At 64.1% G+C, this 12,794-nt stretch carries 14 protein-coding genes; 10 read left to right on the top strand and 4 right to left on the bottom strand.

Translation table 11 applies throughout. The features are described 5' to 3' along the window. The 4 genes from F595_RS0110665 to glnK form a co-directional block, all read right to left on the bottom strand. Positions 1–229, bottom strand: a 229-nt coding sequence (locus F595_RS0110665) for a helix-turn-helix domain-containing protein (RefSeq protein WP_022956866.1), incomplete at its 3' end; no start/stop codon positions are given. Between the two features lie 128 nt (positions 230–357). Beyond that, complete coding sequence (locus tag F595_RS0110660; RefSeq protein WP_022956865.1) at positions 358–744, bottom strand: SCP2 sterol-binding domain-containing protein; 387 nt, start codon at positions 742–744, stop codon at positions 358–360. A 205-nt stretch (positions 745–949) separates the two neighbouring features. Further along, a complete protein-coding gene (locus tag F595_RS0110655) occupies positions 950–2,260 on the bottom strand; it encodes an ammonium transporter (protein WP_026913512.1) in 1,311 nt (436 codons plus the stop codon). Between the two features lie 36 nt (positions 2,261–2,296). After that, positions 2,297–2,635, bottom strand: coding sequence for a P-II family nitrogen regulator (glnK, locus tag F595_RS0110650; RefSeq protein ID WP_022956863.1), 339 nt, complete (start codon positions 2,633–2,635; stop codon positions 2,297–2,299). A 465-nt stretch (positions 2,636–3,100) separates the two neighbouring features. Between glnK and ccoN the strand changes: the two genes are divergently transcribed. From ccoN to F595_RS0110600, 10 genes are all read left to right on the top strand, one after another. Further along, positions 3,101–4,522: a cytochrome-c oxidase, cbb3-type subunit I gene (gene ccoN / locus F595_RS0110645; protein ID WP_022956862.1), complete on the top strand. Its 1,422-nt coding sequence runs from the start codon at positions 3,101–3,103 to the stop codon at positions 4,520–4,522. 15 nt (positions 4,523–4,537) lie between these two features. Continuing rightward, positions 4,538–5,161 carry a cytochrome-c oxidase, cbb3-type subunit II gene (ccoO, locus tag F595_RS0110640; RefSeq protein WP_022956861.1) on the top strand — a complete coding sequence of 208 codons (624 nt, stop codon included), beginning with the start codon at positions 4,538–4,540 and terminating at the stop codon, positions 5,159–5,161. Positions 5,162–5,163: 2 nt separating this feature from the next. Continuing rightward, positions 5,164–5,349, top strand: coding sequence for a CcoQ/FixQ family Cbb3-type cytochrome c oxidase assembly chaperone (locus F595_RS0110635; protein ID WP_026913511.1), 186 nt, complete (start codon positions 5,164–5,166; stop codon positions 5,347–5,349). Then, entirely contained in the window at positions 5,346–6,230 is an 885-nt protein-coding gene (gene ccoP / locus F595_RS0110630; RefSeq protein WP_022956859.1) for a cytochrome-c oxidase, cbb3-type subunit III, read from the top strand. Before F595_RS0110635 ends, ccoP begins: the two co-directional genes overlap by 4 nt. Before the next feature lie 110 nt (positions 6,231–6,340). Continuing rightward, positions 6,341–7,774 carry a cytochrome c oxidase accessory protein CcoG gene (gene ccoG, locus F595_RS0110625; protein WP_022956858.1) on the top strand — a complete coding sequence of 478 codons (1,434 nt, stop codon included), beginning with the start codon at positions 6,341–6,343 and terminating at the stop codon, positions 7,772–7,774. A gap of 16 nt (positions 7,775–7,790) precedes the next feature. After that, positions 7,791–8,285, top strand: a complete 495-nt coding sequence (locus F595_RS0110620) for a FixH family protein (protein ID WP_022956857.1) — start codon at positions 7,791–7,793, stop codon at positions 8,283–8,285. Next, positions 8,282–10,744 carry a heavy metal translocating P-type ATPase gene (locus F595_RS0110615; RefSeq protein WP_022956856.1) on the top strand — a complete coding sequence of 821 codons (2,463 nt, stop codon included), beginning with the start codon at positions 8,282–8,284 and terminating at the stop codon, positions 10,742–10,744. Before F595_RS0110620 ends, F595_RS0110615 begins: the two co-directional genes overlap by 4 nt. A 15-nt stretch (positions 10,745–10,759) precedes the next feature. Beyond that, positions 10,760–10,978: a cbb3-type cytochrome oxidase assembly protein CcoS gene (ccoS, locus tag F595_RS0110610; RefSeq protein WP_022956855.1), complete on the top strand. Its 219-nt coding sequence runs from the start codon at positions 10,760–10,762 to the stop codon at positions 10,976–10,978. Beyond that, positions 10,975–11,778, top strand: a complete 804-nt coding sequence (locus tag F595_RS0110605) for a sulfite exporter TauE/SafE family protein (RefSeq protein ID WP_022956854.1) — start codon at positions 10,975–10,977, stop codon at positions 11,776–11,778. The genes ccoS and F595_RS0110605 overlap by 4 nt, the downstream gene beginning before the upstream one ends. A 76-nt stretch (positions 11,779–11,854) precedes the next feature. Beyond that, positions 11,855–12,793 (top strand): alpha/beta fold hydrolase, encoded by a 939-nt coding sequence (locus F595_RS0110600; RefSeq protein WP_022956853.1) that lies wholly within the window; start codon positions 11,855–11,857, stop codon positions 12,791–12,793. Position 12,794 lies beyond the last annotated feature (1 nt).

Genomic DNA, 12,794 nt, shown 5'->3' with positions numbered 1-12,794 from the left:
GCAAAGGGTCTAACATGGCGGGCATCCGATAGGGTCTGGCGGTCAATCCACCCTGCCAGTCCTGTCGCCCATGCTTGCGCAACCAGACCAGAACCGTCGACCGCCCCTGGATACCGTAGCGCACCTGCGCCTGCTTGTAACTCAGTTCGCCTTTTTCAACCTGCTCGACAACGGCGAGTTTAAAAGCCAGCGAGTAATCCCCCTGCGTCCGCTTCACCTCAGCATTCATCGCACTCTCCTGAAAACAGCATGGAAAGTGTCAACCTTATTCAGGACGAGACACCGGACATGAAAAAGCCCCGGACGAACCGGGGCTTTTTCATGAGGCAGGCAACGCTGCCACCCAGGCAGGATATCTCAGGCGGTGAGCGCGAGGATCTGCTTGAACAGGGCCTTCTGCTGTTCGCTCGGACGGGCCGACTGCATGGCCATGAGCTTGCTCATGTCGCCTTCGACCTTGATCTGGCCGCTCATGAAGCCCTGCATGCCGGCGGCGGCATCGCCCTCCAGGAAGATCTTGCGCAGCAGGTCAGCCGGCAGAATCAGCTTGGTGCCAGCCGAGGCGTTGTGACCACGCTCGAACTTGCCGCCATTGAGTGCCATGTCGACGTTGCCTTCCGGCGCGCCGGTGGCGGTCACGTTGAGCACCAGATTGGCCAGCGATGCCGGCACGTTGAGGTCACCGGCAGCTGCCGTCAGTTGATCAACCTTTGCAAACCACTCTTGGGACAGGAAAGCTGCCATTTTTCTACTTCTCCAAAGTTAGCCGGGTCATGAAAATGCCGGGAATCAGCAATGACCGGGCGGTCTAACGTACACGCAGACAACCGGCCTGACAACTGCGCGCGCCACAAATGAGAAACGCCCCGCAAGGGGGCGTTTCGGTCATCAATGCACCATTCAAGATCATTTCGATCTCATTGCGCACCAGAACGGATCATTTCACCGTTCAGTGGATGTCGTAGCCACGCTCATCGTGCAGCACCAGATCAAGACCTTCGGTTTCCTGCTCGGCCGAGACACGCAGACCGCCGGTGATCACGCCGGTGAGCTTGAGCAGCAGCCAGGTGGCGATCGCGGTGTAGACGATGCCGACACCAACGCCCAGCGCCTGCGCGCTGAACTGCTCGGCAATGCTGGCATTGCTGCCAGCAAACCCCTGGCCGGAGAAGATGCCGAGATCCGGGCTGGCGAGCACGCCGACCAGCAGCGAGCCGAGGATGCCGCCGACGCCATGGACCGGGAAAACGTCGAGAGAATCGTCGATCTGCCAGCGTTTTTTCACGATCTGCGTCATGTTGAAGCAGACATAGCCCGCCAGCACACCGATCAGTAGCGCCCCCATGGGACCGACGTTGCCGGATGCCGGGGTGATGGTGCCGAGGCCGGCGACCATGCCGGTGACAATGCCCAGCACCGACGGCTTGCCGAAGCGCTTCCACTCGCAGAGCATCCAGACCAGCGCGCCTGCCGAGGCCGAGATGTGCGTCACCAGCAACGCCATGCCGGCCGAGCCGTTGGCCGCCAGCGCGGAACCGGCATTGAAGCCGAACCAGCCAACCCAGAGCATGCCTGCACCAATGACGGTCATGGTCAGGTTGTGCGGCGGCATGGCCTGCTTCGGAAAACCGCGACGCGGGCCGATGACGATGGCAGCGACCAGTGCCGCGACGCCCGCCGTGATGTGCACGGTGATGCCGCCGGCAAAGTCGATGACACCCTGCTGCGCCAGGAAGCCGCCGCCCCAGACCCAGTGCGCCACCGGCACGTAGACCACGGCTGTCCACAGCAGCGAGAAGATCAGCGTGGCCGAGAACTTCACGCGCTCGGCGAAGGCGCCGATGATCAGCGCCGGGGTGATGATGGCGAAGGTCATCTGGAAGGCCGCGAACAGGATTTCCGGAATGTCGCCCTGCATGCTGTCCTTGCCGATGCCGGCAAAGAAGACCTTGGACAGGCCGCCGATCCAGTCCTGGGCCGCCCCGCCATCACTGAAGGTCAGCGAATACAGGCCGAGCAACCAGAGAATGCTGACGCCGCCAGCGATGGCGAAGCAGGCCATCAGCACCGACAGCACGTTCTTGCTGCGCACCAGACCACCGTAGAACAGGGCCAGTCCGGGCAGGGTCATGAACAGCACCAGCGCGGTCGCCGTCAGGATCCATGCCGTGTTGCCGCCATTCAGCGTGACTTCTTCCGCGTGCCCCAGTGCCGGCACCAGCATCAGCGGCAGTGCCGCACCCATCCAACGACTCACCATGTTCACCACTCCTGCAGTTGACTGACCGCCACGACGTCAGAGCGCGTCGTTGTTGGTCTCCCCCGTCCGGATCCGCACCACGTGGAGCAGATCCGTGACAAAAATCTTGCCGTCGCCAATCTTGCCGGTACTGGCCGACTGGGTAATGACCTCGATGACCTGATCCAGCTGATCATCCGCAATCGCCAGATCCAGACGGACCTTGGGCACGAAGTCGACGACGTACTCCGCACCACGATAGAGCTCGGTATGCCCCTTCTGGCGACCGAAACCCTTCACCTCGGTCACGGTCAGACCGGTAACGCCAATGGCCGACAACGCCTCGCGCACGTCATCGAGCTTGAACGGCTTGATTACGGCAGTGATCATCTTCATGAGCAACCTCTTGTTTTCTCAAATGAAACCCGATTGATCGGTCCGCCTGGCGAACCAATGGGCGAGATCATACCACCGCGTCAGCATGGACCGTGCAGCCACCGGTCAGGGCTTGCACAGTCCGGGGGCAGCGGTTGAGCTGCCGCACCGTTTCGATGCCGGCGCATAAGCATGTTTCATGCCATCTTGTGGATACCGGTCTGAATTTCTGCCCGGCAAGGACCTGATGCGGCGCAAAAAAAAACGGAATGCCCCCACTTTTTCAGTGCGCTTTGCTGGTTTGGCGCTCTAAAATAGCGCCGCTTTTCCTGCATCCGTCGTCTCTGGCGGATTCGCAGCGAAAATCGCGGTCGTCGTGTCCAACGACAGCCGCATTGCGGGGCTTTTGCCAGCACGCCATGCTTGTGCCTGCGTGTGTTGTCGCGAACGCTCTTGACGCACAAAACTGGTTAACAGGAAGCAAGTATGTCCCATGCACAGTCAGTCGCCACGCCGGCGTACAACATGCAGGTGGTCAGGCAATTTGCCATCATGACCGTCGTCTGGGGGATCGTTGGCATGGCACTGGGGGTCTACATCGCCGCCCAGCTGGCCTGGCCGGCCCTCAACTTTGATACGCCGTGGCTGTCCTTCGGCCGTCTGCGTCCGCTGCACACCAATGCGGTGATCTTCGCTTTCGGCGGCTCCGCCCTGTTCGCGACGTCCTACTACGTGGTGCAGCGCACCTGCCAGACCGGGCTGTTCATGCCCAAGCTGGCGACCTTCACGTTCTGGGGCTGGCAGGCCGTGATCGTGTCCGCCATCGTGACCCTGCCGCTGGGCTACACCTCCACCAAGGAGTACGCCGAGCTGGAATGGCCGATCGACATCCTGATCGCCATCGTCTGGGTCAGCTACATGATCGTGTTCTTCGGCACCATCACCAAGCGCACGACCTCGCACATCTACGTGGCGAACTGGTTCTACGGCGGCTTCATCATCACCATCGCCCTGCTGCACATCGTCAACTCGATGGCCGTGCCGGTCGACTTCCTGAAGTCGTACTCGATGTATTCGGGCGCCACTGACGCGATGATCCAGTGGTGGTACGGCCACAATGCCGTGGGCTTCTTCCTGACCGCGGGCTTCCTCGGCATGATGTACTACTTCGTGCCGGTGCAGGCCGGACGTCCGGTGTACTCCTACCGTCTGTCCATCGTGCACTTCTGGGCGCTGATTTCGGTCTACATGTGGGCCGGTGCGCACCACCTGCACTACTCCGCCCTGCCGGACTGGACCCAGTCGCTGGGCATGGCGTTCTCGCTGATCCTGATCGCACCGTCCTGGGGCGGCATGCTCAACGGCGTGCTGACACTGTCCGGCGCCTGGGACAAGCTGCGCTCCGACCCCATCATCCGCTTCCTGATCGTCGCCCTGTCGTTCTACGCCATGGCCACCTTCGAAGGCCCGATGATGTCGATCAAGACCGTGAACTCGCTGTCGCACAACACCGACTGGACCATTGGCCACGTGCACTCCGGCGCACTGGGCTGGGTCGCGATGATCTCCATCGGTTCGCTGTACGTGCTGATTCCGCGCATCTTCGATCGCCAGTGCATGTACTCGACCTCGCTGATCAACGTGCACTTCTGGCTCGCCACCATCGGCACCGTGTTTTACATCGTGTCGATGTGGATCTCCGGCATCACCCAGGGCCTGATGTGGCGTGCGCTGAACAGTGACGGCACGCTGACCTACAGCTTCGTCGAAGGCGTGGTGGCCAGCCACCCGATGTATGTCGGTCGCATGATCGGCGGCGCCCTGTTCCTCGCCGGCATGCTGATCATGGCCTACAACGTGTTCAAGACGGTCCGCGGCGACACGCCGAAAGACCTGCCGGCCGCCTGAAGGAGAATGTGAATCATGGCTTCGTCCAAGCATGAACTGGTAGAAAAGAACGTCGGCCTGCTGGCCCTGTTCACGGTGGTGGCGATCAGCTTCGCCACCCTCGTGGAAATCGTGCCGCAGTTCTTCCAGAAGGAAACCACCGAGCCGGTGAAGTCGCTTGTGCCGCTCAGCCCGCTGGCCCTGGAAGGCCGCGATGTCTACATCCGCGAAGGCTGCCACGTCTGCCACACCCAGATGGTGCGTCCGCTGCGCGCCGAGACCGCCCGCTACGGCCACTACTCGGTTGCCGGCGAATCGGTCTGGGATCATCCCTTCCTCTGGGGCTCCAAGCGCACCGGTCCGGACCTGGCCCGTGTCGGCGGCCGCTACTCGGATGACTGGCACCGCGCGCACCTGATCAATCCGCGCGACGTGGTGCCGGAATCGATCATGCCGTCCTACCCGTGGCTGCAAGACAACGTCCTCGACGGCAAGCTGACCGCCAAGAAGATGGAAACCTTCCGTGACTTCGGCGTGCCGTACACCGATGCGCAGATCGCCAATGCCGCCGAGCAGGTGAAGGGCAAGACCGAGATGGATGCCCTCATCACCTACCTGCAGCAACTGGGTCATGCCTTCAAGGATCGTGGAGTACGTTGATCATGGACAGCGGCACCCTGCATGGCATTGCCACCATCTTCGCGATGGTGGCCTTTCTGTCGATCTGCTGGTGGGCCTACAAGCCCTCCAACAAGCAGCGCTTCGAAGCCGACGGCCGCCTGCCGCTGGACAGCGATCCCCTGTACAAGCCGCGCGCTGACAAGACGAGTGGAGATACACAAAAATGAGTAATTTCTGGAGCGGTTACATCATCGTTCTGGCCCTGGCCAACATCGTTGCCGTGTCCCTGCTGCTGCTGTGGACGCGCAAGATGGACCTGTCGGACCTCGCCGATGATGGCACCACCGGTCACGAATACGACGGCATCAAGGAGTACAACAACCCGCTTCCGCGCTGGTGGCTGTACTGCTTCTGGGGCTCGATCGTGTTCGCCCTGGGCTACCTCGCCCTCTACCCGGGCCTGGGCAAGTTCCCCGGCCTGCTGGGCTGGACCTCGCATGGCGAACTGGCCGCGCACGAAGCCGAATACGACAAGGAATTCGGCCCGCTGTACGCCTCGTTTGCTGCCACGCCGATTCCCGAGCTGGCCAAGAACGAACGCGCCATGAAGGTGGCCGGTCGCATCTTCGCCAACAACTGCGCCCTCTGCCACGGCAGCGACGCGCGCGGCGCCTCGGGCTTCCCGAACCTGACCGACGGCGACTGGCTGTATGGCGGCGAGCCGGAAAAGCTGGTGGAAACGCTGACCCACGGGCGTGGTGGCCAGATGCCGGCCTGGAAGGACACCTTGGGTGAACAGGGCGTGAAGGAAGTGGTGGCTTACGTGCTGTCGCTGTCCGGTCGCCAGGTCGATGAAGACCTGGCCAAGGCTGGCCAGGGCAAGTTCGCGCCCTGCTCCGCCTGCCATGGTCCGGAAGGCAAGGGCAACCAGGCCATCGGCGCGCCCAACCTGACCGACACCGTGTGGCTCTATGGCGGCACCGAGAAGAAAGTTACCGAGACCCTGCTCAAGGGCCGCAACGGCCGCATGCCGGCCTTCGGCGTCACGCTGGGCCCGGAGCGCGTGCATCTGATGGCAGCCTACGTGTATTCCCTGTCGCATCGCTGACACGCGCCAGGAAATCCGCTGCATGACACGGCCCGCGACATCTTGTCGCGGGCCGTTTCGTTTCAAAAGGGAGTAGAATATTGGCTCCGTGATTCCCTCTGGAACGTGTTATGAGCGAGAAGATCCCCAGCCTCGATGTGTCACCGGACCCGGTAAAGGTCCATGAACCGCAGATGATGGATCTCTACGCCAAACGCGAGAAGATTCACGCCCGCTCCATCTCCGGCTTCTTCCAGAACCTGCGCAACGCCTCGCTGACCATCACCATGGCCGCGTTCTTCCTGCTGCCCTGGCTGAACTGGGATGGCCGTCAGGCCGTGCTCTTCAACCTGCCCGAGCGTCATTTCTACATCTTCTGGTGGACCTTCCTGCCCCAGGACTTCTTCTTCCTGTCCTGGCTCTTCATCATCGCTGCTTTCACCCTGTTCGCCGTGACCGTGTTCGCCGGTCGCGTCTGGTGCGGCTACACCTGTCCGCAGACCGTGTGGACCAAGGTCTTCATGTGGATCGAGGAGAAGGCCGAGGGCAACCGCAACGCGCGCATGCGACTGGACAAGGCGCCGATGAGCGTCGGCAAGTTCCTGCGCCGCACCGTCAAGCACACCGGCTGGGTCATCGTAGCCCTGGCCACCGGCCTGGCCTTCATCGGCTATTTCACGCCGGTACGTGACATCTGGCACCAGATCATCACCGGCACGCTGGATTTCTGGATGGGCTTCTGGATGCTCTTCTTCACGCTGGCGACCTATCTCAATGCCGGCTGGATGCGTGAGCAGATCTGCCTGCACGTCTGCCCCTACGGCCGCTTCCAGAGCGTCATGTTCGATAGTGACACGCTGATCATCTCCTACGACCACCATCGCGGCGAGTCGCGCGGCTCGCGCAAGCGCGGCACCACCGGTGCCGAAAACGGTCTCGGCGACTGCATCGACTGCGGCATGTGCGTTCAGGTCTGCCCGACCGGCATCGACATCCGTGACGGCCTGCAGTTCGAGTGCATCCAGTGCGCCGCCTGCATCGATGCCTGCGACAGCGTCATGGACCAGATGGGCTATGAGCGCGGGCTGGTGAGGTACACCACGGAAAATCTGCTGGAAAAGAAAGGTGACGGCAAGTACCACTTCCTGCGTCCGCGCCTGATCGGCTACACCGCCGCGCTGCTGATCATGGTCAGCGCCCTGCTCTTCGCCCTGATCACGCGGGTGCCGCTGTCCATCGAGGCACTGCGTGACCGTGGCCAGCTCTACCGCGAGACCACCGAAGGCCTGATCGAGAACAGCTACACGCTGAAGATCCAGAACAAGGCCCAGAAGGACGGCCGCTACCTGATCGAGGCCAGCGCCCCCGACCTCACGCTGGAGATCGCCGGCGGCCCGCGTGAAATCGCGCTGGCAGCGGGTGAGCTGGCGACTGTTCCCTTGACCCTGGTGGCGGATCCGGCTGACATCAGCAAGCCCAGCCTGCCGATCGTGATCCGTGTGCGGCAGATCGACGGCGGTGGCGCTGAAGCCGATACCGACAACACCTTCCTGTCGCCCCGTTGAGGATAGCGAGTCCGTCATGAACGTTGCTTATGAGCGCCCGTGGTACCGCCAGTTCTGGGTCTGGTTCGTCATTGCCATTCCTGCCCTGGCCATCTTCTTCTCGCTGCAGTTCGTTTACATCGCGGTGGTCAATCGTGACACTGTGGTGCGCGATGACTGGTACGAGGATGGCAAGGCCGTGAACAAGAGCTTCGCCCGCGAGGAGAACGCGGCACGCCTCGGTCTGGCTGCCACCGTGCGTCTTGATCCCGAAAGCGGCGACATCAGTCTGCATCTCGATGGCCAGCTGCCCGACGATCTGGAACAGCTGCCGCTGGACTTCGTGCACAGCACCCGCGAGGCACTGGATCAGCGCCTGGTGGTCTATCGCATCGCCGATCGCGAGTTCCGTGGCCAGCTCAAGCGTCCGCTCAACGGCCGTTTCAACATCGAACTGGGCACGGACACCTGGCGTCTGGCCGGCACTCGTCAGCTGCCCGATGGAGAAGGCTTCCGCCTTAGCGCCGAGTGAACGCCGAGACCCTGGCACCTGCCCCCGCCGCAGCCGGGGTCGGGACCTACTGCTACCACTGCGGTCTGCCCAACCCGTCTGCCGGGCAGGGAGCACGCTACATCACCGACGTGCTCGGCGAGCCGCGGGCATTCTGCTGTCCGGGCTGCCAGGCGGTAGCGGAAAGCATCGTCAGCCACGGCCTGTCCAACTACTACCGTGAACGCGACCAGGTCAGTCCCACCGCTGCCCTGCCGGAAGCCGACGACATCCTTGCCCGCTTCGACCACCCGGCGGCGCAGAAGGATTTCGTGCACCGCGAAGGCCGCTATGCCTGCACCGATCTCAGTCTCGAAGGTCTGACCTGTGCCGCCTGTGCCTGGCTGATCGAGCGCCGTCTCGGCCAGCAGACCGGCATCGCCCAGGCCACGGTCAACGTCAGCAACCACCGTCTGCGGGTGGTCTGGGACGACACCGTGACACCGCTCAGCCAAGTCATGGCAACCCTTGAGCACATCGGCTACCGTGCCCGCCCCTTCCGTTCCGATACCCATGCCGCCCAGCTCAAGCAGGCCTCGCGCGCGCAGCTGATCCGCCTCGCGGTCGCGGGACTCGGCACCATGCAGGCGATGATGTACGGCCTCGGACTCTACATCGGCGCCTTCCAGGGCATCTCCGAGGAATACCGCGACTACCTGCGCTGGATCTCCGGACTGGTCACCACGCCGGTGTTCCTGTATGCCGGCTGGCCGTTCTACCGCGCCGCCTGGCAGGCGCTGAAGACGCGCAGCCTGAACATGGACGTGCCGGTGTCGATCGCCTTGATCGGCACCTTCCTGGCGAGCTGGTACGCCACCCTGACCCAGGCCGGCGAGACCTACTTCGACTCGGTCTGCATGTTCATCTTCTTTCTGCTCACCAGCCGCTATCTCGAGCTCAAGGCTCGCCAGCGCGCCGGCGAGACCGCGGCCAGCCTGCTCACGCTGACACCGCGGCTGGCGCACCGGCGCAGCGCGACCGGTGACTGGGAGACCCTGTCCGCCGATGACCTGGTGCCCGGAGACCATATACTGATCGAGGCTGGCGAGGCCGTGCCCTGCGATGCCCGCGTCGTGTCCGGGCTGGGTCGCGTGTCCGAGGCCCTGCTCACCGGCGAGCCGCTGCCGGTGGAGAAAGGCCCGGGTGACCGCCTGATTGGCGGCAGCATCAACCATGACCAGCCGCTGCAGGCCGAGGTCACCCGCACCGGCCAGGACACCGTGCTGGCCACGCTGCAGCAGCTGCTGTCACGGGCGCTGTCCGAGAAGCCGCTGATCGCGCAGAAAGCCGACCGCATGGCGCGCTTCTTCGTCGGCCGCGTGCTGGTGCTGGCCGTCGCGGTCTATGTCGGCTGGCAGTTCGTCGACCCGTCGCAGGCCTTCTGGGCCACCCTCGCCGTGCTCGTCGCCACCTGTCCCTGCGCGCTCTCGGTGGCGACGCCGGCAGCGCTGACCACGGCCACGCACACGCTGGCACGCGAAGGCTTTCTGCTCACCCGGGGCCATGTCCTGGACTCACTGTCGCAAGCCACCCACGTGGTCTTCGACAAGACCGGCACCCTGACCCAGGGCCGCTTCGCGCTCGCCGAGCTGACAGCATCGGGCATTGATCGCCAGCGCGCGCTGTCGCTGATGGAGGCGCTGGAGACGGGCGCCTCCCACCCCATCGCCGACGCCATACGCCAGCAGGCGCGCAGCGAGCATGTGCCCTTGCTGACCCCGGAGACGCCACCGCAGCTGCACGCCGGCGGCGGCGTCAGCGCCCGCATCGATGGTCGCGACTATCGCCTCGGTCACGCCGGCTTCGCCCTGACCGACCACGATGCCGGCAGCGATGAGCATCTGGTGCTCTGGCTCAGCGAGCAGCTCGACGATGGCCGCCTGAGCGCGCTGGCCCGCGTCATCGTGCAGGACATCCTGCGCCCCGAAGCCCTGCCGGTATTGCAGGCCCTGCATGCACGCGGCCTGAAGACCCTGCTGATGTCCGGCGACCCGTCGCGGGTTCCGGAACAGGTAGCCAACGCGTTGGGCATGACATCGTGGCAACGTGGCATGACACCGTCCGACAAGCAGGCCGCCATCGCCGCGCTGCAGGCCGACGGCGCCGTGGTGGTGATGGTCGGTGACGGGGTCAACGATGCCCCCGGCCTGGGCCAGGCCCATGTCGGCGTGGCCATGGGCTCCGGCACCGACCTGGCGCAGACCACGGCGGATGTGGTGTTGCTTGGCGACCGTCTGCCGTCGCTGGTGCCGGCCTTTGAACTGGCCACCCGCACCGCCGTCATCATCCGTCAGAACCTGCGCTGGGCGCTGGGCTACAACCTGGCCATCCTGCCACCGGCGGCGCTGGGCTATGTGCCGCCCTGGCTGGCCGCCCTGGGCATGTCGCTGAGTTCGCTGGTGGTGGTCATCAACGCCTTGCGCCTGCGTCGCCGGCACTGACACTCGAGGACATTCATGGAAGTGATCTACCTGCTCATCCCGCTCAGCCTGGTGTTCCTGGTGGCAGCGGTGTGGTTCTTCTTCTGGGCGGTGAAAAGCGAGCAGTACGAGGACCTTGAGGGCCCGGCCCACCGCATCATCCTCGATGACCGTGATCAGGAGCGCGGGGTCAAGCCGGCGCCGACGCCAGAGGCATCGGCGCCTGCACGGAACCGCGACGACACGCCATCATGATCACGATTGCTGACTGGAGCTGGCTGCTCAGCGCCGCGCTCATGGGCCTGCTTGGCGGCACCCACTGCATCGGCATGTGCGGCGGCCTGAGCAGCGCCTTCACCTACGCGCTGCCGGAAAGTGAACGTCGCGGCATGCGTCTGCTGGGCTGGCAACTGCTCTACAACAGCGGACGCCTGCTGACCTACACGCTGCTCGGCCTGCTTGCCGGCAGCCTGCTGCACAGCCTGCAGGACCTGGGCATGGCAAAGCAGCTCCTGCGCGGTCTGGCGGGTCTGCTGATGATCCTGCTCGGCGCCTATCTGGCCGGCTGGTTTCCCGCCATGGCCCGGCTGGAGTCGGTGGGCGCACCGCTGTGGCGCCGCATGGAGCCGCTGCGGCGCAAACTGCTGCCGATCCGACAGCGACCGCAGGCGGTGATCGCCGGCATGCTCTGGGGCTTTCTGCCCTGCGGCTTGGTGTACAGCGCCATGGCACTCGCCATCACCCGCGCCGCGCCGCTGGAGTCCGGTCTGGTGATGCTCGCGTTCGGCCTCGGCACCCTGCCGACACTCCTGCTCACCGGCGCTGCCGCCAGCCAGCTGCGCCATGTCCTGCAACGCCCGGGCACACGTCAGACGGCCGGTCTGCTGGTGATCCTGTTCGGTCTCTGGACCTGGGTCGGCATGAGCGGTCATGGCGCAGGTCACGACCATGGCAACCATGACATGGGTGGCGATAGCCATGCCGGCCATGTCATGCCGATGAGCGACAATGCCAGTGCCATGGACAGCGACGCGCATGCGCATCATGGACACTGACTGTTGTCTGATTTGCCTTGAGTCCGACGGTGGCGCCGGCTAGTCTCAGGCCTTGTCCTGACTCCGGAGCCGCCCCATGAAACACCGTCTTCTGCCCTGGCTGACAGCTGCCGTTCTCGGCCTTGTCATCGCCGCGCCGGCTCAGGCCAGTGTCGGTCTCTGGGTACAGGAACAGGCCTTAGCACTGGAACAGAAGCTCGCCGGTCTTGATACCCGGCGCGTCAGCGTCGGCGACCACAGCTGGCAGATCCACACCCGCCATCTCGACAGTGATCAACCCTGCCTGGTCATGGTGCACGGTTTCACGGCGCGTGCCGCACACTGGTTCCGCATGGCACGCCAGCTGCCCGAGGAGCGCTGTCTGATCGCGGTCGACCTGCCCGGCTTCGGCCAGTCCGACTACAAGCCCACCGCCGACTATTCGCCAGCCACCCAGGCCGCACGCCTGCACGAGCTGCTGCTGAGCCTGAAGCTCAAGGCACCGGTCGTGGACATGGTGGGCAACTCCATGGGCGGCATGATCATTGCCGAACATGCCCTGAACCACCCGGAACACACCGGACGCATCATCCTGATGAATGCCGCTGGCGTCAGCAGCCCCGAGCCCAGCACCCTGAACAAGGCCATCGAGGCCGGCAGCAATCCGTTCTTCGCCAAGGATCTCGCCGGCTTCCACCGCTTCTACGCGATGACCATGAGCGAGCCGCCCTTCGTGCCCGGCTTCGTGCTGGATGCCGTCGGCGAGGAAACCCTGGGCAAGGTGCCGCGTCACCAGTACATCTTCAAGCAGCTGCAAGGCCCGCGCCTGGATGACCGCCTCAAGGACATCAAGAGCCCGACCCTGGTGGTGTGGGGCGACCAGGACCAGCTGCTGCATGTCAGCATGACCCGGATCTGGCGTCAGATCCCCGGTGCTCGCGTGTTCCTCTTCAAGGGAGTCGGCCACATGCCCCACCTTGAGCGCCCCGCCGAGTCGGCGGACCTGGCCACCCGTTTCCTGACCAACAGCCTGTGAG

Source organism: Perlucidibaca piscinae DSM 21586 (assembly GCF_000420045.1).
Taxonomy (GTDB): Bacteria; Pseudomonadota; Gammaproteobacteria; order Pseudomonadales; family Moraxellaceae; genus Perlucidibaca; species Perlucidibaca piscinae.
The sequence above is the reverse complement of the archived record's forward strand: the minus strand, read 5'-3'. Positions and strand labels throughout refer to the sequence as shown.